Source organism: Pseudomonas fluorescens, assembly GCF_019212185.1.
GTDB lineage: Bacteria > Pseudomonadota > Gammaproteobacteria > Pseudomonadales > Pseudomonadaceae > Aquipseudomonas.
The window spans coordinates 5,107,998-5,133,519 of sequence record NZ_CP078138.1; the positions used below are offsets into that span (position 1 = coordinate 5,107,998).

The following is a 25,522-nucleotide window of genomic DNA, read 5'->3' on the forward strand; positions in this document are numbered from 1 at the left end:
GACTGCAACGGAGTCTAAACAAGGGGTCAGGACGCGCAGGTAACGAAGGCGGTGGGTTATGTCACCGGCTGGTGACAATCAGCATCAATCCACTGAGCGCGGCAACTGCAACGTCACCCGCAACCCGCCTTCGCGCAGGTTCTGCAGGCTGACCTCGCCGCCATGGCTGTGGGCGATGTTGCGCGCGATACCGAGCCCCAGGCCATAACCCTGCTGCTGTCCAGCCAAACGGAAATGCGGCTCGAACACTTGCTCCAGGCGTTGCTCGGGAACACCGGGACCTTCGTCATCGACGTGCAGGATGAAGGCCCCATCGTCGTCTTCGATATGCAGATGGGCGTTCTGCCCATATTTGAGGGCGTTGTCGATCAGGTTGCCGATGCAGCGCTTGAGCGCCAGCGGTTTCCCCGGATAAGGCGCCAGCGCACGCCCCAGTTGAGTCACCCGGCCATTGCCGTTGGGCGCCAGGTAGGGCTCGACCAGGCAATCGAGCACCAGATTGAGATCCACCGGTTCGATGTTCTCGTGGATATCGGTGTCCTTGACGCATTGCAGGGCGCCCTTGACCAACAGTTCCAACTCATCCAGGTCGCGGCCGAACTTGTATTGCAGTTGCTCATCTTCCAGCAGTTCGACCCGCAGGCGCAGGCGGGTGATGGGGGTGCGCAGGTCATGGGAAATGGCGCTGAACAGCTGGCTGCGCTCGGTCAGGTAGCGGCTGATCCGTTCGCGCATGGCGTTAAACGCACGCCCTACTTCAACCACTTCGCTACCACCCCCCTCGGCCACCGGCCGCACATCGGCTCCCAGCGACATGTCACGCGCAGCCCGCGCCAGGCGCTTGAGCGGCCGGCTTTGCCAATGCACCAACACGCCAATGAACAACAGCAGGAAGCCGCTGGTGAGCAGGATGAACCAAACCTGTTGCGCCGGCAGGCCCTGCTCTTCGAGGCTGGTGTAGGGCTCCGGCAGCAGCGAGGCGATGTATAGCCACTCGCCCTGGGCCAGCTTGATCTGGGTCACCAGCACCGGCGGGTTGACCGGTTCCAGGGTCAGGGCGTAGTGCGCCCAGGAGCGCGGCAATTCATCGAGCTTCAGCCCACCATTGAAAATCCGCAGGTCATCCGGACTGACGAATTGCACGGAGATATCAGTGTCCGCTCCCAGGGATTTGCGCAGCACTTCATCCACCGCCGCCAGTACTGCCTGCTTGCGCGGGGTCGGCGGCAGCAGTTGCATGTCCAGCGGTTTGTCGTTGAGGGTCACCACGAAGCGAGTACCGCCCATGCTGCGCAACTGGTCGAGAACCAGCGGACGATAGGCCACCGGCAATGAGCGAAAGTAACTGACGCTGGCGGTCATCGAGTGAGCCAGGCTGCGCGCAGCGGTGACCAGGCCCTCCAGTTGCGTGGCACGCAGTTGCGAGACCCAGATCACGCTCGACAACGCTTGGGCAAACAGCACCGCCAGCAGAGTGAGCAGCAGCATCCGCCCAAGCAGCGAACGCGGCACGGGCACTCGACGCAACAGGCGGCGCAGCACCTCAGTGGCCATTGCCGGCAACCACATTGGCCGCCAGTTGATAGCCGCTGCCGCGTACGGTACGGATCAGTCGCGCCGGTTTTTCGGTGTCACGCAAACGCTGGCGCAAGCGGCTGACGGCCATGTCGACGATCCGATCAAGGGGCATCAATTCGCGACCGCGGGTGGCGTTGCCGATGGTGTCGCGGTCGAGGATTTGCTGCGGGTGATCGAGGAACAGTTTCAGCAGGGCAAAATCGGCGCCGGAAAGAATCACTTCTTCGCCGTCGGTGTGAAACAGCCGATGGCTGACCATGTCCAGCCGCCACTCATCGAAGGCCAGCACTTCTCCGCCGGAGCGCTCCTGGCCGAACTGCGCACGACGCAACAGAGCCTTGATTCGCGCCTGCAGTTCACGAGGGCTGAAGGGTTTGCCGAGGTAATCGTCGGCGCCCAGTTCCAGGCCAATCACCCGGTCGGCTTCGTCGGAGCTGGCGGTGAGCATGATGATCGGCACATGCGCCTGGCGTGGATGCTGGCGCACCCAACGGCACAAACTGAAGCCGTCTTCGTCAGGCAGCATCACATCGAGGATCACCAGATCGCTCGGCGCCTCGTTCAGTGCCTGGCGAAAGCCGGCGCCATCGGGCGTGGTACGCACCTGGAAGCCGGCGCGGCTCAGGTAGGTTTCCAGCAACTCGCGGATTTCCTGGTCGTCATCGACCAACAAAATCGATTTGTTGACTGAGCTCACGGGCGGCGTCCTTGTTGTTGGAATTGGAGGCGAATTATGGCCGATTGGGTGTGGACCCTGGCAGTGCGAAATCTCCTGTTCGCTGGCAAGCCAGCTCCTACAGACGGTGCAATTTTGTGGGATCTGGCGCCCGCTTGCGGCTTGCCAGCGATGCAGACGCCGCAGCCTCAGGATTGCTCCAACGCCACCCCAGCCCCCATCAGGCCGGAATACGGCGCTGTCACCAGCCACACCGGAATGCCCTTGAAATACTCGCTCATGCAGCCCTTGTCGGCAAAGCAACGAGCAAAACCGCTTTCCAGGAAGAAATCGGCAAACCGCGGGATCACTCCACCGACGATGTACACACCGCCGCGCGCGCCGGTGGTCAGCACGTTGTTGCCGGCGACACGGCCCAGCCAGCAGCAGAACTGTTCCAGCACTTCGAGGGCAATCGGATCACCCGCCAGGCCGGCAGCGGTGATTTCCTGCGGGGTATTGAGCACGGGTTCATGCCCGTCCACCGCGCAGATCGCCCGATAGACCCGAGGCAAGCCACCGCCACTGAGGGCAGTTTCGGCGCTGACGTGACCGATCTCGCTATGGATTTGCTGCCACAACTGGGTTTCTCGCGGGCTGCTCAACGGCAAGTCGACATGCCCACCTTCACCCGGTAACGCCGCCCAACGACCCTCGCCGCAATCGAGCAGGGTGCCAACGCCCAGCCCTGTGCCGGGACCGATCACTACCGCCGGACGCAACGGCTGTGGCGTGCCCTCGCAGACCACGCGAAACTCGCCCGGCTGCAGGCGAGTCATGCCGAGGGCCATCGCCGAAAAGTCGTTGACCAGCAACAATTGCTCGACCTGCAGGGTCTGGCAGAACGCTTGGCGACTCAGGCGCCAGTGATTATTGGTGAACTTGAATTCATCACCACTCACCGGGCCCGCGACCGACAGGCACACCGAGCCGATCGCCCCCGGCGCCAGGCCGAGGCCCTTCAAGTAGACGCCAATGGCGTCTTCCGGGCAGGCGAAGTCGGCGGTTGCCAGCACCTCGACCGAGGCCAATTGCTGGTCTTTCCACAACGCAAAACGTGCATTGGTCCCACCAATGTCACCGACCAGCGCTAGCTTCACTTAAGTGTCTCCAGGGCAGAGGTAAAGGCGCTGGCGCCCTGCTCTGCCGAGCTGAAAGCCATGCGCATGAAGCCGAACAGTTCACGTCCGCAGCCAATGCCGTTGTCCAGCAGGCCGGTGGCGGGGGTACGCGCGGCAAATTCATCGGCATCCACCAGCACCTGCAAGGTGCCTTCGACGCCATCGACGCGGATCATATCGCCCTCTTGCACGCGGGCCAAAGCACCGCCGACAAAAGCTTCCGGGCTGACGTGGATCGCCGCCGGGATTTTCCCCGAGGCACCGGACATGCGCCCGTCGGTGACCAACGCCACTTTGAAGCCGCGGTCCTGCAACACACCGAGGAACGGCGTCATCTTGTGCAGTTCCGGCATGCCGTTGGAGCGCGGGCCCTGGAAGCGCATCACCGCGACAAAATCTTTTTCCAGCAAGCCAGCCTGGAATGCATCGGCCAGGTCTTGTTGATCCTGGAACACCATGGCCGGTGCTTCGACCACCTGGTGCTCCGGCGCCACCGCCGAGACCTTCATCACGCCGCGCCCGAGGTTACCTTCCATCACCCGCAGGCCACCTTCCGGCGAGAATGCCCGAGCTACCGGACGCAGGATATTTTCGTCGAGGCTGTCGGTCGGGCCATCGCGCCAGACCAGCTTGCCGTCTTCCAGGAAAGGCTCCTGGGTGTAGCGACTGAGGCCGTGACCGGCCACGGTGTTGACGTTTTCATGCAGCAGCCCGGCGCCGAGCAACTCGCGAATCAGGAACGACATGCCGCCCGCCGCCTGGAAGTGGTTGATGTCGGCTTTACCGTTCGGGTAGACGTGGCTGAGTGTCGGCACCACTTCGGAGAGGTCGGCCATGTCCTGCCAGGTCAGTTGGATCCCGGCGGCCATGGCAATCGCCGGCATGTGCAGGGTGTGGTTGGTCGAACCGCCGGTGGCGTGCAGGGCAACGATCGAGTTGACCAGCGCACGCTCGTCGACGATTTCGCCGATCGGCATGAAGTTGCCGCTTTGCTTGGTCATGCGGGTGATCTGGTACGCCGCTTCGCGGGTCAGGGCATCGCGCAAGGGTGTGTTCGGGTTGACAAACGAAGCGCCCGGCAAGTGCAGGCCCATGACTTCCATCAACAACTGGTTGGTGTTGGCAGTGCCGTAGAAGGTGCAAGTGCCAGGGCTGTGGTACGACTTCATCTCCGACTCCAGCAGCTCCTCGCGGCTGGCCTTGCCTTCGGCGTAACGCTGGCGCACGTCAGCTTTTTCCTTGTTGGAAATCCCCGAGACCATCGGCCCGCCCGGGACGAAGATGGTCGGCAGATGACCGAAGCGCAGCGAGCCCATCATCAGGCCCGGCACGATCTTGTCGCAGATGCCGAGCATCATCGCCGCGTCGAACATGTTGTGGGACAGCGCCACGGCGGTCGACATCGCGATCACTTCGCGGCTGGCAATGCCCAGCTCCATGCCCGGCTCGCCCTGGGTCACGCCATCACACATCGCCGGGACGCCACCGGCGAACTGGCCGACCGAACCGATCTCGCGCAGGGCCTGTTTAATTTGTTCCGGGTAGGTCTCGTAAGGCTGGTGCGCCGAGAGCATGTCGTTATATGACGAAACAATTGCCACGTTGGCAGCATTCATCATCCGCAGGTTCTGCTTGTCGTCCGCGCCGCATCCGGCCACGCCATGGGCGAAGTTGGCGCATTGCAGCTTGCCGCGCATCGGGCCATCACTGGCGGCGCCGCGAATCAATGCAAGGTAGGCCTCACGGGTAGCGCGGCTACGGGTGATAAGCCGTTCGGTGACCTCAAGTACGCGGGGATGCATGTGTAGAACTCCAGGCTAACGGATGTGGCGACCTGTTCGTGTCTATGCTGGTCAAGAGGCGGCTCAGCTGGCTTTTGCCGATTATTCCTGACCATTTGGACCAGTTGATTCAGGTCGCTCGTTGTAGATTGAACAAAATATTGCCACCAAAAAGGCTTGTTTTCTATTTTTTTGCGAATAATCTTGTAATTCCAACAACAAAACGAAGGCGGCGCTGCTCAAATGACTCTTCGAATCGCAATCAATGGTTTTGGCCGCATCGGCCGCAACGTCCTTCGCGCACTGTATACCCAAGGCTATCGTCAGGATCTGCAGATCGTCGCCATCAATGATCTTGGCGACAGCTCGATGAACGCCCACCTGCTCAAGTACGACACCGTGCATGGCACTTTCGATGCCGACGTCCAGCACGATCAGGAAAGCTTGACGGTCAACGGTGACCGGATCGCGGTCAGCGCCATTCGCAACCCGGCTGACTTGCCATGGGCTGCAGAGAAAATCGACGTGGTGTTCGAATGCACCGGTCTGTTCACCGACCGCGCTAAAGCCGCCGCGCATATTAGCGCCGGCGCGCGCAAAGTCATCATCTCGGCACCGGCCAAGGGCGCCGATGCCACGGTGGTGTACGGGCTCAACCACGACATCCTGCGCCAGTCGCACCAGATCATTTCCAACGCGTCGTGCACCACCAATTGCCTGGCGCCGGTTGCCCAGGTGCTGCATCGCGAACTGGGTATCGAAAGCGGCCTGATGACCACCATCCACGCCTACACCAACGACCAGAACCTGACCGACGTCTACCACACCGACCCGTACCGCGCGCGCTCGGCCACGCAGAACATGATCCCGAGCAAGACCGGCGCCGCCGAAGCGGTGGGCCTGGTGCTGCCGGAACTCGCCGGCAAGTTGACCGGGATGGCCGTGCGCGTGCCGGTGATCAATGTGTCGCTGGTGGATCTGACCGTGCAACTGAAGCATGAAGCCAGCGCTGAGCAGGTCAATGCTCTGCTCAAGGAAGCCAGCCAGCACTCGAAGATCCTCGGCTACAACACCCTGCCGCTGGTTTCCAGTGACTTCAACCACAACCCGCTGTCGTCGATTTTCGACGCTAATCACACCAAGGTCAGCGGCAAGTTGCTTAAAGTACTCGCCTGGTACGACAACGAGTGGGGGTTCTCCAACCGCATGCTGGATAACTGCCTGGCGCTGTGTAACGCGGAGTAATTTGGCGTCTGCACTAGCGCCTTCGCTGCGATGCGGCGGCCCGACAAGCCAGCTCCTACAGGTTTCATATGCACCGCGACCCTGTAGGAGCCAGCTTGCTGGCGATTAGGCCGGTACAGTCATCACTGCAACCCCAGCGGAATCCCCCCATGATCGGCATCACCTTCACCGAAAAAACCATCCCCGCACGCAAGCGCATTGCCCTGGTCGCCCACGACCACTGCAAGGCCTTCCTGCTCGATTGGACCGAACGACAGAAACACCGCCTCAGCCAGCACGATCTGGTCGCCACCGGCACCACCGGCATGCTGCTGAGCAAACGCTTGGACCTGCCCGTTGAAAGCATGATCAGCGGCCCGCTGGGCGGCGACCAGCAGTTGGGCGCGCAAATCGCCGAGCAGCGCGTCGACCTGCTGATATTTTTCTGGGATCCCTTCGAACCCCAGCCACACGACCCGGACATCAAGGCGCTGCTGCGGGTCGCGGCGGTGTGGAACATTCCCGTGGCTTGCAATGAATGCAGCGCCGACTACCTGATCAGCAGCCCGTTGATCGACCAGCCACACAGCCACCGGATCCCCGACTATCCGGCCTATTTGCAAGGCCGCCGATAATTCCGACAGAAACTTGCGCTTGACCTTTCATACAGATGATAAGCATTATCATTCACTTGAAATGGAGCAGGTCCCACCGTGAGTCAAGCGCAGTTCAATCACGTCTTCCTCGCTCAGCGCGTGTCGCTGCTGCGCACTTTGGAGCGGATGGTCAATAACCACAGCACCGCCGAGGACCTGTTGCAGGAGACCTACCTGCGCGTGACTCGGGCCTTGAGCGAACGGCCGATCGACCATCTCGAACCCTTTGTTTTCCAGACCGCGCGCAACCTCGCGCTGGACCACCTGCGCGCCCGACGAATCCAGTCGCGCACCCTGCTCGAGGACGTGCCGCTGGACGTCGTGCAAAGCGTCGCAGCGCCGCTGAGCAGCGCCGAGGATGCCGCCCATGCCGAACAGATGCTCGAACGCTTGAACATCAGCCTGAATCAACTGACCCCGCGCCAGCAGCAGATTTTCATCCTCAATCGCCTGCACGGCCATAGCTATCTGGAGATCGCCGACAAACTCGATGTGTCCCTGAGCACTGTGCAAAAAGACTTGAAGTTGATCATGGCGATTTGTGTTGGGGTGGCTGATCGCCTCAACGCCGATTGATCCCGTCCGACAACTATTTGCGCGACTGCATCAGAGCCCGGGCTTTGTTACCCTAGGCGCAACCTGCATCACTTTTATCAGAAGCCAGCCGCGCGCAGACGTGGTCGAGGAACACCCGTGACGGACATCCCCAACTCCGACCCGCCTCCTTCGGCGCGGGATTCAGCCAGCAGCAGCGCGATGGACCAGGCGCTGGACTGGCTGATCGTGCTGGAATGTCCGAGCGCCGAACAAAGCCGCGACTTTCAGGCCTGGCTGACCGCCGATCCGCGCAACGGCGAAGCTTTCGCCAAGGCCCAAGCCATCTGGGATGGACCACAAGTCGCGCAGTGCGCACAGACCCTGGGCAGCCGCAAACCCAAGGTCAGCGTGCTGGGTCGCCTGCGCCCGCATTGGAAGCCCCTGGCCACCGCCGCCGTGCTGATTCTCGGCCTGTTCAGTTTCAGCAATCTGCCGATGCGCCTGCAGGCCGATCACCTGACCGTGGTTGGCGAACGCCAGCGCCTGCAACTCGAAGATGGTTCAAAAGTCCTGCTCAACACCAACTCGGCCTTCTCCAGCACCATCAACGAGCAAAAGCGCGTGGCCCGGCTGTATCAGGGCGAAGCCTTTTTCGAAGTCGCCGCCGAGCGCGGCCTGCCGCTGGAGATCGATGCCGGGCCGGTCACCGCCAGCGTGCGTGATACCTCGTTTGCCGTACGCTATCTCGACGGCATCGCCCAGGTCCGAGTGCAACGCGGCGACGTCGATTTGCGCAGCGCCCACAGCGATGCGCGTATCCGCTTGAGCGCCGGTGAAAGCATCCGCATCGGCCCTAACGGATTCGATCAACCGGCCCGCCTTGATCCGGCCACCGACCTGGCCTGGGTCCAGGGTCGCCTGGTGTTCGAGAACTGCCCGCTGAGCCAGGTCCTGGCCGAATTGCGCCGCTACTATCCGGGCTGGATCATCAACAACAACGAACAGTTGGCCAACGTGTCGGTGACCGGCAATTACCGTCTCGACCAGCCACTGGACGTGGTGCGCTCACTGGCACACATCACCTCGGCCAAGCTCCAGGAGTACCCGGCGCTGGTGATTTTGAACTGAATGAGAATTATTTTTACTCGATAGCCATTCCCCGTACGTCTCGTTATAGCCAATGCAATTGATTCGCATCATTGATGCCAATCTGCACCTATAAGATTCGTGCGACACGGAGCGCTATCGATGTCCCCTCGCCTTACCCGCCGGTCCTCTTCACCTTCTCGCGTGCACCATTGCACGCTGTCCCTGCTGACTGCTGCCATCCTGATGGCCGGCGTGCAGGCCGCACCTGTGCTGGCCGCGACCCAGGCCCAGCCGCCAAGCCGCAACATGGGCGACTACCGCTTCGCGATTGCCCAGCAGCCGCTGGTGTCGGCCCTCAATGCCTTCACCGCCGTCACCGGCTGGCAGGTCGGCTTGCCGGCGGAACTCGGCGAAGGCGTGGCCTCGCCGGGTGTACATGGCGCACTGAGCCCGGAAAAAGCCCTGGATCGCCTGTTGGTGGGGACCAACCTGAGCTATCGCAAATTGGGCGCGAACAACATCGTCCTGGAAAAACGAGCGGCCGGCGGTACCCTGGCCCTGCAGCAAATGACCATCAGCGCCACGCGTCAGGAACAGAGCATCGACAGCGTGCCGGCCACGGTCAGCGCACAGACCCGCGAAGAGCTCGATCGCAACAACGTCAACAGCATCAAGGACCTGGTGCGCTATGAACCGGGCGTTTCGGTCGGTGGCACCGGTACACGCGGAGGCATCAGCGGCTACAACATCCGCGGGATTGACGGCGACCGGATTCTGACCCAGGTCGACGGCGTGGAAATCCCCAACGGCTTCTTCAACGGTCCGTATGCCAAGACCCAACGCAACTACGTCGACCCGGAAATCATCAAGCGCGTAGAAATTCTCCGCGGCCCGGCTTCGGCCCTTTATGGCAGCAGCGCCATCGGCGGTGCGGTGAGCTACTTCACTCTCGACCCGGATGACATCATCAAGCCCGGCCAGGACGTCGGTGCCCGCCTGAAAACCGGCTACAGCTCGGCCGATGACAGCTGGCTGAAATCCGCCACCGTCGCCGGCCGCGTCGAGCAGTTCGACGGTTTGCTGCACTTCAGCCAGCGCGACGGTCACGAGACCGAATCCTACGATCACTACAACGGCACTGGCCTGGATCGCACCGCCGCCAACCCGGAAGACGTGCGCACCACCAACGTACTGGCCAAGGCTGGCTGGGACTACGCCGACGACGCGCGCCTGGGCCTGACCTACGAGAAGTACAAGGACGACAACGACAGCAATCAGAAAAGCGCGGTCGGCGGCCCGTTCAACGGTGGCCAACCGCTGGGCATGTACCGCTCGCGCACCGGTAACGACACCATCAGCCGTGAGCGTTTCGGCCTGCAGCACACCTTCGCCCTCGACTCGCTGCTGGCCGACAACGTCAAGTGGAGCCTGAACCACCAGATCGCCAAGACCGACCAGAGCACCCTGGAAAACTACTTCCCGTTCACCCGCAACGTGATGCGCTCGCGGGAAACCCTGTACGAAGAAAAGCAGTGGGTGTTCGACGCGCAACTGGACAAGTCGTTTGTCATCGGTGAAACCGAGCACCTGCTGACCTACGGCACCAGCATCAAGCAGGAAAAGGTCACCGGTTCGCGCAGCGGCAGCGGTACTTGCCTGGCTGTGGGTCGCGGCTGCACCGCCATCGGTGCAATCAGCCCGTCCGACGTGCTGAAAAAATCCAGCGACTTCCCGGACCCGACCATCAACACCTATGCCTTGTTCGTGCAGGATTCGATCGCCTGGAACCAGTGGACCTTCATGCCGGGCCTGCGCTACGACTACACCGAACTCAAGCCGCACATCACCCAGGAATTCCTCAACACCGTCTCCCCTGACGGCCTGGGGACTGTCAGTGACGAGAACAAGAACTGGCACCGCGTCTCGCCCAACTTCGGCCTGACCTACGCCTTCAACGACAACTACAAATGGTACGGCAAGTACGCCGAAGGCTTCCGCACCCCGACGGCCAAGGCGTTGTACGGACGCTTCGAAAACACTAACCCTGGTTACAGCGTCGAGCCGAATCCGGACCTCGAGCCGGAAAAGAGCAAGAGCTACGAGACCGGCCTGCGCGGCAACTTCGAGTCGGGCAACTTCGATGTGGCGGTGTTCTATAACAAGTACCGCGATTTCATCAACGAAGACGCCGTCACCCCTGGCTACAACGAGCTGACGTTCCAGAGCAACAACATCAAGCACGCCACCATCAAGGGCTTTGAGGTCAAGGGTCGCTTGAACCTCGATACCTTCGGCGCGCCACAGGGCCTGTACACCCAGGGCGCGATTGCCTACGCCCACGGTGAAAACAACGACACTGGTGAGCCAATCAACGCAGTCAACCCGATGACCGGCGTGTTCGGTCTGGGCTATGACCAGGACCGCTACGGTGGCTTGCTCAGCTGGACCCTGGTGCAGAAGAAAAACCTGGTGGACGACAGCAACTTCTATTCGCCGGACGGCACCAGCGGCCAGTTCAAGACCCCAGGCTACGGCGTACTCGACCTCTCCGGTTTCTACAAAGTCACCGACGACGTCACCCTCAACGCCGGGATCTACAACCTGGGCGACAAGAAATACTGGCAGTGGGACAACGTGCGCGGCTACGACAGCGTGGGTGAAGCCGCGGTACTCAGCCCGGCCAACCTCGACCGCCTGACGGAGCCAGGCCGCAACTTTGCGATCAACCTGATCTGGGATATCTGATTGCACGGTGGGGGAGCCCAACTTTGCCCCCCCTCCCGTGTAGGAGCGAGCAGGCTCGCTCCTACACGGATTTGCAGCGCCGCATGCCCTGGGCAGGCACATCCCAATCAATTTTTACTCTACTGCCCCACTTGGTTCGTCTAGTTACCAAGCGCCTCTTTCTCTCAAGGACTTCTTCATGACCGCTGCCGACTCTACCCAACGCCCGAGCCTGCGTTCGCAACGCCTGAATCAGATCACCAACGAGCCGCATGCCAAGCTCGACGCGCTGGTCAAGGCCCATGCGCCCTTTGAAACCCAGGCCAACTTCGCCCGTTTCGTGGTGGCCCAGTACCTGTTCCAGTCGGAACTGGTCGCGCTGTACAACGATGCGGAACTGATCGCCATTGTCCCCGACCTCGCCGAGCGCTGCCGTGCCGAGGCCGCCAAGGCTGACCTGGCCGACCTCGACACCGAAGTGCCGGCGCCGGTCGCCGGTGCCGTGAGCAACCCGAGCAAAGCCGAAGCCCTGGGCTGGATCTTCGTTTCCGAAGGTTCGAAACTCGGTGCCGCGTTCTTGATCAAGCGCGCCGTGGGCCTGGGCCTGAGCGAAACTTTCGGTGCCCGTCACCTCGGCGAGCCGGCCGGTGGTCGCGCCGAAGGCTGGAAAAGCTTTATCAAGACCCTCGACGGCCTGACCTTCAGCGCTGAAGAAGAAGCAGCGGTGGAGAAAGGCGCCATCGATGCCTTCAACCGCTTCACCGTGCTGCTGGAACAGGCTTACGCCAGCGCGCCTGAGTTGGCTTGAGGCCCCTTCTGTTGGAGCGGGTTCGCCCGCTCCGGCAACAACCTGGCAAGCTCTCCCCTTCCGATCAAGCGCAGTCAGTCAACGCCCATGCCTCGCCTCGTCACCTCCAAACTTGCCCGTATTCTTTTTGCTCTCCTGGCTTACGTCAGCCTGGCAATCGGCCTCGTCGCGATCGTCATTCCCGGGTTGCCCACCACCGAGTTCATCCTGCTGGCCGCCTGGGCCGCAACCAAAAGCTCGCCGCGCCTGAGTGCCTGGCTGGAAAACCACCGGCTGTTTGGCCCGATCCTGAGCAACTGGCGCAATGGCCGAATCATTGCCCGCAGGGCCAAGGTCAGCGCTACCGCCAGCATGTTGCTGTGCGCGGGCTTGATGCTGGTAATGCTCGACCACGGCTGGCCCATTTACATGGCGATCGCCGGGATGAGCCTGGGTAATGCGTGGATCTGGTCGCGACCGGAATCGGTTCCCAGCCCATCCTGAACCGTTGCGATCCTGCCAAACTTGCAGGTATTAAGGACAACTCATCAACCGTTCATCGGTTGCCCCTCATGCCCTGCCTTTATAGGCCGATGTCTCGCACATGGCGCTGAATGGATTTGGCGAACCGGTCGCTCAAGACCCACCGCCAATCCGACACCCATTCGCGAGATCGCCCCATGTTCGACTCTCTTTCCATCCGCCTGAAAATCGTGCTGTTGTCTGGACTGTGCCTGTTGGGCGTGGTCGGGCTGATTGTCGGGATGAACATCTACCAGACCAACCAGAACGACGAGTTGGTCAGCAGTTCCAGCACGCGCATGCTCACCGCCAGCGTCGAGAACTTGCTGCAGGCCAAAGCCGCCGAGCAGGCGGTGCGGGTGCAGAAGACTTTTGGTGAAAGCCTGCTGGTGGTCACCGCCCTCGCCGACCAGGTTGCCGACCTGCGCACCATGGCCGCCAAACGCTCACTCGAGGCCGGGGTGTTGCGTGAAGAGTTGAACCAGAGCCTGAAAACCGCCTTCGAACGCAACCCCCGGGTACTGGGTATCTGGCTGGCCTACGAACCCAACGGCCTGGATGGCAAGGACAGCGAGTTCGTCAATGACGTCACCCGTCGCTCCAACGAAGTTGGACGTTTCGCCAGCTACTGGAGCCGCGCCGCCGGCAGCGCAGAAAACACCATCATGACTGAAGAGGACATGACCAAGACCACCCTTAACCTCAGCGGCACGCCGTACAACAGCTGGTACACCTGCCCACGCGACAGCAAGCGTACCTGCCTGCTGGATCCCTACGCCGATACCGTCGGCGGCAAAGATATGCTGATGACCAGCATCGCGGTGCCACTGCTGGTCAATGGCAAGGCCATTGGCGTGGTGGGTATCGATATCTCCCTGGATGCCCTGCAAGCCGCCGCACTGAGCTCCCAACGCGAGTTGTTCGACGGTGCCGGGCACATGCTGATCGTCTCCGGCAGCGGCGTACTGGCCGGTTACAGCACTGACGCCAGCCAGTTGGGCAAGAACATCGTCGACACCCTCGGCAGCGACGGCAAGGACGTGCTGCAACTGCTCACTGGCGGCACGCCGAAAGTGTTGAAACAAGGTGAACTGATCCGCGCCGTGTACCCGGTCAACCCGGTGCCCGAGACCAAGGCCTGGGCCGTGGTCATCGACCTTCCGCAACAGGTTCTGCTGGCCGACTCGGCGAAACTCCAGACAGTGCTGGACGACGCGCGGAACAGCGGCACCCTCAAGACTCTGCTGGTGGCTATTGGCGCCGGCGTCCTTGGTCTGCTGCTGATGTGGCTTACGGCCTCGGGCGTGACCCGGCCGATCAACAGCGTGGCAAACATGCTCAAGGCGATTGCCAGCGGTGACGGTGACCTGACCCAGCGCCTGAACTACACCAAGCAAGATGAGTTGGGCGAACTGGTGAGCTGGTTCAACCGCTTCCTCGACAAGTTGCAACCGACCATCTCCCAGATCAAACAGAGCATCAGCGATGCCCGCGGCACCGCTGACCAGTCTTCGGCCATTGCCCGCCAGACCAGCGAAGGCATGCAGGTGCAGTTCCGCGAGATCGACCAGGTCGCCACTGCGTCCAACGAGATGAGCGCCACCGCCCACGACGTCGCCAACAGTGCCTCGAATGCCGCCAGCGCCGCCAAGGGCGCCGATCAGTCGGCCCGTGATGGCATGGCGATCATCGAGCGCAGCACCCGCGACATCAGCCAACTTGCCGAAGAAGTCAGCAAGGCGGTCACCGAGGTCGAAGCCCTGGCCGTCAACAGCGAGCAGATCGGCTCGGTGCTGGAAGTAATCCGCAGCATTGCCGAGCAGACCAACCTGCTGGCCCTGAACGCCGCCATCGAAGCCGCACGCGCCGGAGAAAGCGGTCGTGGCTTTGCGGTGGTCGCCGATGAGGTGCGCAACTTGGCCAAGCGCACCCAGGATTCGGTGGAAGAGATTCGTCTGGTGATCGAGCGGATTCAAACCGGCACCCGTGGCGTGGTCGCCACCATGCACTCGAGCCAGACCCAGGCCCACAGCAACGCCGGGCAGATCCAGCAGGCGGTACAGGCCCTGGGCAAGATCAGCGAAGCGGTCACGGTGATCAGCGACATGAACCTGCAGATCGCCAGCGCCGCCGAACAGCAGAGCGCGGTGGCCGAAGAGGTCAATCGCAACGTCTCGGCGATCCGCACCGTCACCGAAACCCTCACCGAGCAGGCCACCGAGTCGGCGCAGATCAGCAGTCAGCTCAATTCACTGGCGACCCAGCAGATGAAATTGATGGATCAGTTCCGGGTTTAAGCCACGGTATCAATCGGCGCGACTCAAGAAAGTCCAGAGCAGTTGCGCCCCATAGCCCCGGTAGGGGCGCCAGGGCTCGGCGCGGGCGAGTAACTCGACTGCCGTCACAGGCCGCTCCTCGAGGGCGGTCAGTGCGTTGAGCAGCCCGACATCCGCCACCGGAAGCGCATCCGCGTGGCGCATCTGCCTCAGCGCTATGTACTGCGCCGTCCACTCGCCCACGCCCCACAGCGCCAGCAATGGTGTGACGCTGGTACGCAAGTTGGGGCCAGGCTCAAAAATCTGTGGATTATCCAGCAGCGCCTGCGCCACCCCTGACAAGGTTCGGCCGCGGCTACGGGGCATGCCGAGGGTTGCCAGGTCGGCGTGTGCCAATACCGCAGCCTCGGGAAACAGGTGGCTCAAACCGGGCGCAGGTGATGCCACCCGAGCGCCATAGCGTTCAACCAATTTGCCCGCCAGTTTGATTGCCGCAACCACTGTGATCTGTTGTCCCAGTACCGCGCGTATCGCCAACTCAAGACCGTCCCAGGCGCCGGGCACCTTCACTCCCGGGCGCGCAGCAATTAACGGCGCCAACAGCGGATCCGCCGCCAGGTGCCGATGGATCGGCAGCAGATCGACGTCCAGGTCAAACATCCGCCGCACCCGGGCGACGACTTCAGGCACGAGCGCGGGTGTTACCTCAAACAGGGTCAACTCCAGCCAGTCACCCGCGCCCGCACTGACCGAGAATCTGCCGTGCTCGCCGTGCAGGCTGAAGTTGCGCGAGTACACACCGTCGTTGACCGTCTCCAGCCCGCTGATTGCTCGCGTTGCGAAAAAGCCGAGCATCGCCGGCCAGTCATAGGGTGGCTGATAGTCGAGCCGTAGTTTCACAAGCTGAGGAAGCCGTCGTACAGCCCATAGGCCGCCACCAGTGCGCCCAGTACCACGCCGGCAAAAATGCCTTTTTCGATGTGGGTGAACAGCGGCTGCCCCTGCTCATGCTTGGCCTTGGCAAACAGGATCACCCCCGGCGCATACAGCAGCGCCGACAAAAGCAGGTATTTAACCCCGCCGGCATACAGCAACCACACCGCATAGACCAGGGCGATACCACCGATCAGCAGGTCCTTGCGGCGCTCGGCGGAGGCGTTCTCGTAGGTTTCACCGCGTCCGCTCAACAGCACTGCATAGGCCGCCGACCACAGGTACGGCACCAAGATCATCGAGGACGCGAGGTAGATCAGACTGGTGTAGGTACCGGCGGAAAACAGGGTGATTAGCAGGAAAATCTGGATCATTACGTTGGTCAGCCACAGGGCATTGACCGGTACATGATTGGCGTTCTCCTTTTTCAGGAACGCCGGCATGGTCTTGTCTCGCGCCGTGGCAAAGAGAATTTCGGCGCACAGCAGCGCCCACGACAGCAACGCACCCAGCAGCGAAATCGCCAGGCCGATACTGATCAGCAATGCGCCCCACGGTCCGACAATGTGCTCCAGCACCGCCGCCAGCGAAGGGTTCTGCAACTCGGCGAGCTCCGGCTGGCTCATGATCCCCAGGGACAACACGTTGACCAGCACCAGCAGCGCCAGTACCCCGATAAAACCGATGACCGTCGCCCGGCCCACATCCGAGCGCTTTTCGGCACGGGCGGAATAGACGCTGGCGCCTTCGATGCCGATGAACACGAACACCGTGACCAGCATCATGTTGCGCACCTGATCCATCACGCTGCCGAAATTCGGATTGCTGCGGCCCCAGATATCACGGGTGAAGATGTCGGCTTTGAACGCCACGGCGGCGATCACGATGAACATCACCAGCGGCACGATCTTCGCCACGGTGGTCAGCTGATTGATGAACGCGGCTTCCTTGATCCCGCGCATCACCAGGAAATGCACGCCCCACAGCAGAGCAGAGGCGCAGGCAATGGCAATTGGCGTGTTGCCTTGGCCGAAGACCGGGAAGAAGTAACCGAGGGTGCTGAACAGCAGGACGAAGTAGCCGACGTTTCCCAGCCAGGCGCTGATCCAGTAGCCCCAGGCCGAGGAAAAGCCCATGTAATCGCCGAAACCGGCCTTGGCATAGGCATAGACCCCGGAGTCCAGTTCGGGCTTGCGGTTGGCCAGGGTCTGGAACACAAAGGCCAGGGTCAGCATGCCTACCGCGGTGATGCCCCAGCCGATCAGTACGGCGCCGGCGTCGGCACGGGCGGCCATGTTCTGCGGCAAGGAGAAAATCCCCCCGCCGATCATCGAGCCGACGACCAGCGCGATCAATGCGTTAAGTCTCAGCTTTTGCGCCGGTTGCGACATCGTTACCTCTCACGTCAACTGATTGTCATAGAAAAAGAGCATAACAGTGTGCTCTTCAGTAAATATCAAGTTTGGCATTTCGTTTATCAGGTAACGCTAAAAATAAACCATTTTTTAGAATTTTCTCGTCTAAAACAACAGAAGACGGAGGTCATTTTCCGGCGACTTTGAAAAAGTTCAATCACCGCCTGAAATTGCCGTAAAAATTTGCACATTCCTGAAAACCAACTAATTTCTAATCCTTGAGCAATAGGATCCATTCCTGCTCAACATCCTACACGCCTCTAGAATAGGCACTCTTGGCCGTTACCGAAGCTTTAATTCGTCTATGACAAGCAATGGAATGTATCAATGGACTGATCTAGATCAGGTGTTCTAAGCGCAAGCAGACTTAATCTGAAGCCTCTCTTCTCCTGCAACGGAGTCATACAATGTCAGAAGCTCCCGGAAAACTACGACTAGGTGCCTTAGTCGCGCTGGTGGTCGGCTCGATGATTGGTGGCGGGATCTTCTCCCTGCCCCAAAACATGGCGGCAAGTGCCGATGTGGGTGCAGTTTTAATTGGTTGGGCAATCACCGCCGTGGGTATGTTGACCCTGGCTTTTGTGTTCCAGACCCTGGCCAACCGTAAACCGGATCTCGACGGCGGGGTGTACGCCTACGCCAAGGCCGGTTTCGGCGATTACATGGGTTTCTCTTCGGCCTGGGGCTATTGGATCAGTGCCTGGCTGGGCAACGTCGGCTACTTCGTCTTGCTGTTCAGCACCCTGGGTTACTTCTTCCCGATTTTCGGTGAGGGCAATACCGTCGCCGCCATCATCGGCGCCTCGGTGCTGCTGTGGGCCGTGCATTTCCTGGTCCTGCGCGGGATCAAGGAAGCCGCGTTCATTAACCTGGTGACCACGGTCGCCAAAGTCGTGCCGCTGCTGCTGTTTGTCCTGATCGCCTTGTTCGCCTTCAAACTGGACATCTTCACTGCTGACATCTGGGGCATCAAGAACCCTGATCTGGGCAGCGTGATGGATCAGGTGCGCAACATGATGCTGGTCACCGTGTGGGTGTTCATCGGTATCGAGGGGGCGAGCATCTTCTCGTCCCGTGCCGAAAAACGCTCGGACGTGGGTAAGGCCACCGTAATCGGCTTCATCACTGTGCTGCTGTTCCTGGTGCTGGTGAACGTGCTGTCGCTGGGCATCATGACTCAACCGGAACTGGCCAAACTGCAGAACCCTTCCATGGCAGCCGTGCTTGAGCACGTGGTGGGCCACTGGGGCGCGGTGCTGATCAGCGTCGGTCTGATCATCTCGCTGCTGGGTGCCTTGCTGTCGTGGGTGCTGCTGTGTGCGGAAATCATGTTCGCCGCCGCCAAGGACCACACCATGCCGGAGTTCCTGCGCAAGGAAAACGCCAACCACGTACCGGTCAATGCCCTGTGGCTGACCAACGCGATGGTGCAGATTTTCCTCGTCATCACTCTGTTCTCGGCCAGTACTTACCTGTCGCTGATCTACCTCGCCACCTCGATGATCCTGGTGCCTTACCTGTGGTCGGCGGCCTACGCCCTGCTCCTGGCAGTGCGCGGTGAGTCTTACGAGAACGCCATCGCCGAACGCAAGAAAGACCTGTTCATCGGCGCGATTGCCCTGATCTACGCGGTCTGGCTGATCTACGCCGGCGGCCTGAAATACCTGCTGCTGTCCGCCCTGCTGTATGCCCCTGGCGTGATTCTGTTCGCCAAGGCCAAGCGCGAGTTGGGCAAACCTGTCTTCACCAACGTCGAGAAGCTGATTTTTGCTGTAGTAGTCATAGGCGCCCTGTTTGCGGCCTATGGGCTCTATGACGGCTTCCTGACTCTGTAATACCCAAGTTTATTTTGTCATCTGGAGGATCACTGTAATGACCACGGAAAAAGTTAAGTACGGCGTCCATTCTGAAGCCGGAAAACTGCGTAAAGTCATGGTTTGCTCCCCGGGCCTGGCCCACCAGCGGCTGACCCCGAACAACTGCGACGAACTGCTGTTCGACGACGTGCTGTGGGTTGCCCAAGCCAAGCGCGACCACTTCGACTTCGTCACCAAGATGCGCGAGCGCGGCATCGACGTGCTGGAAATGCACAACCTGTTGACCGACATCGTTGCCATCCCTGAAGCACTGGACTGGATTCTCGACCACAAGGTCACCGCAGACTCGGTGGGCCTGGGCCTGATCAACGAAGTCAAATCCTGGCTGAAAAGCCTGGAGCCACGACACATCGCCGAATTCCTGATTGGCGGCGTGTCCGCCGATGATCTGCCGGACAGTTTCGGCGGCAAAACCATCCAGATGTTCCGCGACTTCCTCGGCCACTCCAGCTTCATCCTGCCGCCGCTGCCCAACACCCAGTTCACCCGCGACACCACCTGCTGGATCTATGGCGGCGTGACACTGAACCCGATGTACTGGCCGGCGCGACGTCAGGAAACCTTGCTGACCACCGCCATCTATAAATTCCACCCGCAGTTCACCAATGCCGAATTCGAGATCTGGTACGGCGACCCGGAAAAGGATCACGGCAGTTCGACCCTGGAAGGCGGCGACGTGATGCCAATCGGCAACGGTGTCGTGCTGATTGGCATGGGCGAACGCACCTCCCGCCAAGCCATTGGCCAACTGGCGCTGAACCTGTTCAAGAACAAAGCCGTCGAGAAAGTGATTGTCGCCGGCCTGCCAAAATCCCGCGCCGCCATGCACCTGGACACCGTGTTCAGCTTCTGCGATCGCGACCTGGTGACGATCTTCCCGGAAGTGGTAAACCAGATCGTTGCCTTCACCCTGCGTCCTGACGACAGCAAACACGGCGGCATTGATATCCGCCGCGAGGAAGGCACTTTCCTCGACGTGGTCGCCAAGGCCCTCAACCTCAAGGCCCTGCGCGTGGTGGAAACCGGTGGCAACAGCTTCGCCGCCGAACGCGAGCAGTGGGACGACGGCAACAACGTGGTGGCGGTAGAGCCAGGCGTGGTGATCGGTTACGACCGCAACACTTACACCAATACCCTGCTGCGCAAGGCCGGGATCGAGGTCATCACCATCAGCGCCGGCGAGCTTGGCCGTGGTCGTGGCGGCGGTCACTGCATGACCTGCCCAATCGTCCGCGACCCAATCGACTACTAACCAATTAACCCTGGCCGCCACTTATCCAGTGCGGCCAGGGGGATAACCGAAATCCAAGGAGATCCAAAATGGCTTTTAACATTCACAACCGCAATCTGCTGAGCCTGGAACACCACACCCCTCGCGAATTGCGTTATCTGCTCGATCTGTCCCGCGACCTGAAACGCGCCAAGTACACCGGTACCGAGCAGCAGCACCTCAAAGGCAACAACATCGCGCTGATCTTCGAAAAAACCTCGACCCGCACCCGCTGTGCGTTCGAAGTGGCAGCTTATGACCAGGGCGCGAACGTCACCTACATCGACCCGAACTCGTCGCAGATCGGCCATAAAGAAAGCATGAAGGACACCGCCCGCGTTCTGGGGCGCATGTACGACGCCATCGAGTACCGTGGCTTCAAGCAGGAAATCGTTGAAGAACTGGCCAAGTTCGCCGGTGTTCCCGTGTTCAACGGCCTGACCGACGAATACCACCCAACGCAAATGATCGCCGACGTGCTGACCATGCGTGAGCACGCCGACAAGCCGATCCACGAAATCAGCTACGTCTACCTGGGCGACGCCCGCAACAACATGGGTAACTCGCTGCTGCTGATCGGCGCCAAGCTGGGCATGGACGTGCGTATCTGCGCACCGAAAGCCCTGTGGCCGCATGACGATCTGGTGGAACGTTGCAACAAGTACGCCGAAGAAAGCGGCGCGCGCATCACCCTGACCGAAGACCCGAAAGCCGCGGTCAAGGGCGTGGACTTCATCCACACCGACGTCTGGGTATCGATGGGTGAGCCGGTTGAAGCCTGGGCCGAGCGTATCCAGCAACTGCTGCCGTACCAGGTCAACGCCGAGCTGATGAAAGCCACCGGCAACCCACGCACCAAGTTCATGCACTGCCTGCCGGCGTTCCACAACAGCGACACCAAGGTCGGCAAACAGATCGCCGAGCAGTATCCACATCTGTCCAACGGCATCGAAGTGACTGACGACGTGTTCGAGTCCCCTGCCTGCATCGCCTTCGAGCAAGCGGAAAACCGCATGCACACCATCAAGGCGATCCTGGTGTCGACCCTGGCCGACCTGTAAGCCTTCGCTCCCCCTGTAGGAGCGAGCCTGCTCGCGATAGCGCCGTACCGGTCGACAACAATATCGACTGCCAGGCCCCCATCGCGAGCAGGCTCGCTCCTACAAATGACCGGATCGACTGTACATTCCCTTTCAGAAGGACCAGCACCATGCGTATCGTCGTAGCTCTGGGCGGTAACGCCCTTCTTCGTCGTGGCGAGCCCATGACCGCGGACAATCAACGCGCCAACATCCGCATCGCCACCGAACAAATCGCCAAGATTCATCCGGGCAACCAACTGGTTATCGCCCACGGCAACGGCCCGCAAGTCGGCCTGCTGTCATTACAGGCGGCCGCCTACACCTCAGTCGCCGCTTACCCGCTGGACGTGCTCGGCGCAGAAACCGAAGGCATGATCGGCTACATCATCGAACAGGAATTGGGCAACCTGCTGGACTTCGAAGTGCCTTTCGCCACCCTCCTGACCCAGGTTGAAGTGGACGCCAAAGACCCGGCATTCCAGAACCCGACCAAACCGATCGGCCCGGTCTACTCCAAGGCCGAAGCCGAAGCCCTGGCCGCGGAAAAAGGCTGGGCAATTGCCCCCGATGGCGACAAGTTCCGCCGCGTGGTCGCCAGCCCGAAACCCAAGCGCATCTTTGAGATCCGTCCGATCAAATGGCTGCTGGACAAGGGCAGCATCGTGATCTGCGCCGGCGGTGGCGGCATCCCGACCATGTATGACGAAAACGGCAAGCTCAAAGGCATTGAAGCGGTGATTGACAAGGACCTGTGCTCGGCGTTGCTGGCGGAGCAACTGGAGGGGGATCTGCTGGTCATCGCCACCGACGTCAACGCGGCCTACATCGATTATGGCAAGCCGACCCAGAAAGCTATCGGCCAGGCTCACCCCGACGAAATGGAAAAACTCGGCTTTGCCGCCGGTTCCATGGGCCCGAAAGTCCAGGCTGCCTGCGACTTCGCGCGCAACACTGGCAAAGTCGCGGTGATCGGTTCACTCTCGGATATCGAAGCGATCGTCCAGGGCAAGGCCGGTACCCGCATCAGCACCGCCAAGCCTGGCATCACCTACCTATAATGTAAAAAGGGGCAGGCCAGGCGCCTGCCCCGACATCATGCCTTGAGAAGGAGACGCCTATGGCCCAGTTCGAACCTGGTCACCTGCACATCGAACGACATGCACTGAACGATAAGGATGTCAGCTACGACATCAAGCTTGAATACAAGGTTGAACAGGATCCGAGTAAAGGCAAAGGCATGCTGTTCAGAATGCATGGCTCGATTCAGGGCAAACCTGTTGATGAACCCTTCTTCCTACCCAAGGAAGAGGCGTATAACTTCGCCAGCAACGTGACAAAGATTGCCGAGAAATATGGCATTCCCAAGTCAATGAGTAGCATCGGCTCCGTTCATAAGCACTACGACCTGATGTTCGAGGACGTGCGCGTGCAACTGAACATGAAGTCCGGTGAACCGGTCGACCTGAAAAGTTTCGAGTAACCAGATCCCACTGTAGGAGCGAGCCTGCTCGCGAAAGCGATCCCACATTCAACTTCGATGTTGTCTGACACACCGCTTTCGCGAGCAGGCTCGTTCCCACATTGGAACCCTCAACACCACCAACCGATTTCACCTTACCCCCGCACCAAGGCATACTTGCCACCCTCCGCACCGTAGACCCTGAAACCGCCCCATGCGTATCCACGTCAGCTTCATCGACCGCGTCGGCATCACCCAGGAGGTCCTGGCCTTGCTCGGTGGGCGCAATCTCAATCTGGATGCGGTGGAAATGGTTCCACCGAACGTCTACATCGACGCCCCGACCTTGAGTCCACAGGTGCTCGAAGAACTGCGCGATGCGCTGTTCAATGTGCAGGGCGTGCAAGCGGTGACCGTGGTCGACATCCTTCCCGGGCAACGCCGGCACCTGCAACTCGACGCCCTGTTGGCGGCGATGACCGACCCGGTGCTGGCTCTGGACAGCGCGGGTACAATTCTGTTGGCCAACCCGGCCCTGATCGCCCTTTACGGTCGCGAGCCAGCCGGGGAAAACGTCGGCGCATTGTTTGCCGATCCGGCCCTGCTAGGCACCCTGCTCGAACATGGCTTTCGTCTGCCGCTGCGCGAGATCACCGTCAACGGCCAGACCCTGCTGCTGGACGCGACGCCGATCACCGATGCCGGCGCCCTGCTGACCCTCTATCAAGCCAACCGGATCGGCGAGCAACTGTCGGCCCTGCACCACGATCACGCCGAAGGCTTCGATGCGTTGCTCGGCGAATCCCCCGTCATTCGTACCCTCAAGGCCCGGGCCCAACGAGTCGCAGCGCTGGATGCACCCTTGCTGATCCAGGGCGAAACCGGCACTGGCAAGGAACTGGTGGCGCGCGCTTGCCATGCCAACAGTAGCCGCCACAGTGCGCCCTTTCTGGCGTTGAACTGCGCGGCATTGCCGGAAAACCTCGCCGAAAGCGAACTGTTCGGCTATGCCCCCGGCGCCTTCACCGGCGCCCAGCGCGGCGGTAAACCGGGGCTGATGGAACTGGCCAACCAGGGTACGGTGTTTCTCGATGAGATCGGCGAGATGTCGCCCTACCTGCAGGCCAAGCTCCTGCGCTTTCTCAATGACGGCAGCTTTCGCCGGGTGGGCGGCGATCGCGAAGTCAAGGTCAATGTGCGGATCCTCAGCGCGACCCACCGTGATCTGGAAAAAATGGTCAGCGAAGGGACCTTCCGCGAAGACCTGTTCTATCGCCTGAACGTGCTCAACGTCGAAGTGCCGCCACTGCGCGACCGTGGCCAGGACATCCTGCTGCTGGCGCGTTACTTCATGCAGCAGGCCTGCGCACAAATCCAGCGTCCGGTCTGCCGCCTGGCCCCCGGCACCTACCCGGCCCTGCTGGGCAATCGCTGGCCGGGCAACGTGCGGCAACTGCAGAACGTGATCTTCCGCGCCGCCGCCATCTGCGAGAGCAGCCTGGTGGACATCGGCGACCTGGACATCGCCGGTACCTCGGTCGCCCGCCAAAGCGACAGCGAAGTCGACAGCCTGGAACAGGCGATGGAAGACTTCGAACGCTCGCTGCTGGAAAAACTCTACGTCAGCTACCCCTCGACCCGCCAACTGGCCAGCCGCCTGCAAACCTCGCACACGGCGATCGCCCATCGTTTGCGCAAGTACGGTATTCCAAATAAGCCTTGATCCCTGTAGGAGCAGCCCGGCCGGCTCCTACAGGGTCTGCGATAGTCACAAAATCATCGCCAAAAACGACCTCCACCTGTACTGAAAGCGCTACAGCGGAACGATATCGCTACACCCTCCTTCCAGCGCCTCCACGCAAGGCTTTGATCCCCATAGGCTTTTTTGTCCGCACCGGACTGTAGCGATTTCGCTACACCTGCTTATCTCGCCGCAACCGAAATAACTCGCAACCACTTGTTTTGTAACGATTTTTCAAGATTGGCAACGTTTTTGCTTTGTAACCCCTCATTAATCAAGGGCATTACGCCCACGCTTTCCACCGCGTCCACCAGACGAGTCTGGCCCCTGAGGAGTTTCCATGAGCGAGTTGCGTTTTACTGAAGATCACGAATGGCTGCGCACCGAAGCCGACGGCAGTGTCACTGTCGGCATCACCGCCTTCGCGCAGAACGCCCTGGGCGACGTGGTGTTCGTGCAACTGCCTGAATTGCAGGCTTACGACAAGGGCGCGGAAGCCGCCACCGTGGAATCGGTCAAGGCCGCCAGCGGCGTGTACATGCCCCTGGACGGCGAAGTGCTGGCAACCAACCCGGCGCTGGAGGACAGCCCGGAACTGGTCAACGAAGACCCGCTGGGCGAAGGCTGGTTTTTCCGCTTTCAGCCTGCCGATGCATCAGCCGTCGCCAAGTTGCTGGATCAGGACGCCTATGACCGTCTGATCAAAGCCAACGCGCAAGCTTGAGGAGCACCGAC

General features: G+C 60.8%; 20 protein-coding genes and 2 pseudogenes. 16 read left to right on the forward strand and 6 right to left on the reverse strand.

Annotated elements, in window-relative coordinates; translation table 11 throughout:
* Window positions 1–84 precede the first annotated feature (84 nt).
* From KW062_RS22865 to edd, 4 genes are all read right to left on the reverse strand, one after another.
* Window positions 85–1,512 (reverse strand): ATP-binding protein, encoded by a 1,428-nt coding sequence (locus KW062_RS22865; RefSeq protein ID WP_218187469.1) that lies wholly within the window; start codon window positions 1,510–1,512, stop codon window positions 85–87.
* Between the two features lie 31 nt (window positions 1,513–1,543).
* Window positions 1,544–2,275, reverse strand: coding sequence for a response regulator (locus KW062_RS22870; RefSeq protein ID WP_027619860.1), 732 nt, complete (start codon window positions 2,273–2,275; stop codon window positions 1,544–1,546).
* 167 nt (window positions 2,276–2,442) lie between these two features.
* Entirely contained in the window at window positions 2,443–3,393 is a 951-nt protein-coding gene (locus KW062_RS22875; protein ID WP_027619859.1) for a glucokinase, read from the reverse strand.
* Window positions 3,390–5,216 (reverse strand): phosphogluconate dehydratase, encoded by a 1,827-nt coding sequence (gene edd, locus KW062_RS22880; RefSeq protein WP_105753864.1) that lies wholly within the window; start codon window positions 5,214–5,216, stop codon window positions 3,390–3,392. The genes KW062_RS22875 and edd overlap by 4 nt, the downstream gene beginning before the upstream one ends.
* Before the next feature lie 222 nt (window positions 5,217–5,438).
* Between edd and gap the strand changes: the two genes are divergently transcribed.
* The 9 genes and pseudogenes from gap to KW062_RS29335 form a co-directional block, all read left to right on the forward strand.
* Window positions 5,439–6,440, forward strand: coding sequence for a type I glyceraldehyde-3-phosphate dehydrogenase (gap, locus tag KW062_RS22885; RefSeq protein ID WP_105753865.1), 1,002 nt, complete (start codon window positions 5,439–5,441; stop codon window positions 6,438–6,440).
* Between the two features lie 149 nt (window positions 6,441–6,589).
* Window positions 6,590–7,054, forward strand: a complete 465-nt coding sequence (locus KW062_RS22890; protein ID WP_027619856.1) for a methylglyoxal synthase — start codon at window positions 6,590–6,592, stop codon at window positions 7,052–7,054.
* A 78-nt stretch (window positions 7,055–7,132) separates the two neighbouring features.
* On the forward strand, window positions 7,133–7,651 hold the full coding sequence (locus KW062_RS22895) for an RNA polymerase sigma factor (RefSeq protein ID WP_027619855.1): 519 nt from the start codon (window positions 7,133–7,135) through the stop codon (window positions 7,649–7,651).
* Window positions 7,652–7,768: 117 nt separating this feature from the next.
* Complete coding sequence (locus KW062_RS22900) at window positions 7,769–8,740, forward strand: FecR family protein (protein ID WP_105753866.1); 972 nt, start codon at window positions 7,769–7,771, stop codon at window positions 8,738–8,740.
* 120 nt (window positions 8,741–8,860) lie between these two features.
* Window positions 8,861–11,446, forward strand: a complete 2,586-nt coding sequence (locus tag KW062_RS22905; RefSeq protein ID WP_027619853.1) for a TonB-dependent receptor — start codon at window positions 8,861–8,863, stop codon at window positions 11,444–11,446.
* Window positions 11,447–11,624: 178 nt separating this feature from the next.
* Window positions 11,625–12,233: a biliverdin-producing heme oxygenase gene (locus KW062_RS22910; RefSeq protein WP_027619852.1), complete on the forward strand. Its 609-nt coding sequence runs from the start codon at window positions 11,625–11,627 to the stop codon at window positions 12,231–12,233.
* Between the two features lie 87 nt (window positions 12,234–12,320).
* On the forward strand, window positions 12,321–12,716 hold the full coding sequence (locus tag KW062_RS22915; RefSeq protein ID WP_105753867.1) for a YbaN family protein: 396 nt from the start codon (window positions 12,321–12,323) through the stop codon (window positions 12,714–12,716).
* Window positions 12,717–13,165: 449 nt separating this feature from the next.
* Window positions 13,166–14,173 (forward strand): annotated as a pseudogene (locus KW062_RS29330) (PDC sensor domain-containing protein); the annotation flags it as partial.
* 324 nt (window positions 14,174–14,497) lie between these two features.
* A pseudogene (locus tag KW062_RS29335) lies at window positions 14,498–15,031 on the forward strand (methyl-accepting chemotaxis protein); the annotation flags it as partial.
* A gap of 9 nt (window positions 15,032–15,040) precedes the next feature.
* Here KW062_RS29335 and KW062_RS22925 read toward each other — a convergent pair.
* Together KW062_RS22925 and arcD (KW062_RS22930) are read right to left on the reverse strand one after the other, a co-directional pair.
* Window positions 15,041–15,910, reverse strand: coding sequence for a DNA-3-methyladenine glycosylase family protein (locus KW062_RS22925; RefSeq protein ID WP_105753868.1), 870 nt, complete (start codon window positions 15,908–15,910; stop codon window positions 15,041–15,043).
* Window positions 15,907–17,334 (reverse strand): arginine-ornithine antiporter, encoded by a 1,428-nt coding sequence (gene arcD, locus KW062_RS22930; protein WP_027619848.1) that lies wholly within the window; start codon window positions 17,332–17,334, stop codon window positions 15,907–15,909. Before arcD (KW062_RS22930) ends, KW062_RS22925 begins: the two co-directional genes overlap by 4 nt.
* A 431-nt stretch (window positions 17,335–17,765) precedes the next feature.
* On the opposite strand from arcD (KW062_RS22930), the gene arcD (KW062_RS22935) reads away from it, so the two are divergent.
* The 7 genes from arcD (KW062_RS22935) (at window position 17,766) to gcvH (ending at window position 25,511) form a co-directional block, all read left to right on the forward strand.
* A complete protein-coding gene (arcD, locus tag KW062_RS22935; protein ID WP_027619847.1) occupies window positions 17,766–19,193 on the forward strand; it encodes an arginine-ornithine antiporter in 1,428 nt (475 codons plus the stop codon).
* Between the two features lie 37 nt (window positions 19,194–19,230).
* Window positions 19,231–20,487 (forward strand): arginine deiminase, encoded by a 1,257-nt coding sequence (gene arcA, locus KW062_RS22940; RefSeq protein WP_027619846.1) that lies wholly within the window; start codon window positions 19,231–19,233, stop codon window positions 20,485–20,487.
* Window positions 20,488–20,555: 68 nt separating this feature from the next.
* Complete coding sequence (locus tag KW062_RS22945) at window positions 20,556–21,566, forward strand: ornithine carbamoyltransferase (RefSeq protein WP_027619845.1); 1,011 nt, start codon at window positions 20,556–20,558, stop codon at window positions 21,564–21,566.
* Between the two features lie 149 nt (window positions 21,567–21,715).
* Window positions 21,716–22,645 carry a carbamate kinase gene (gene arcC / locus KW062_RS22950; protein WP_027619844.1) on the forward strand — a complete coding sequence of 310 codons (930 nt, stop codon included), beginning with the start codon at window positions 21,716–21,718 and terminating at the stop codon, window positions 22,643–22,645.
* A 59-nt stretch (window positions 22,646–22,704) separates the two neighbouring features.
* Window positions 22,705–23,067, forward strand: a complete 363-nt coding sequence (locus KW062_RS22955) for a DUF5064 family protein (protein ID WP_027619843.1) — start codon at window positions 22,705–22,707, stop codon at window positions 23,065–23,067.
* Between the two features lie 193 nt (window positions 23,068–23,260).
* Window positions 23,261–24,769 (forward strand): sigma-54-dependent transcriptional regulator, encoded by a 1,509-nt coding sequence (locus KW062_RS22960; RefSeq protein WP_027619842.1) that lies wholly within the window; start codon window positions 23,261–23,263, stop codon window positions 24,767–24,769.
* A 358-nt stretch (window positions 24,770–25,127) separates the two neighbouring features.
* Window positions 25,128–25,511: a glycine cleavage system protein GcvH gene (gcvH, locus tag KW062_RS22965; protein WP_027619841.1), complete on the forward strand. Its 384-nt coding sequence runs from the start codon at window positions 25,128–25,130 to the stop codon at window positions 25,509–25,511.
* Window positions 25,512–25,522 lie beyond the last annotated feature (11 nt).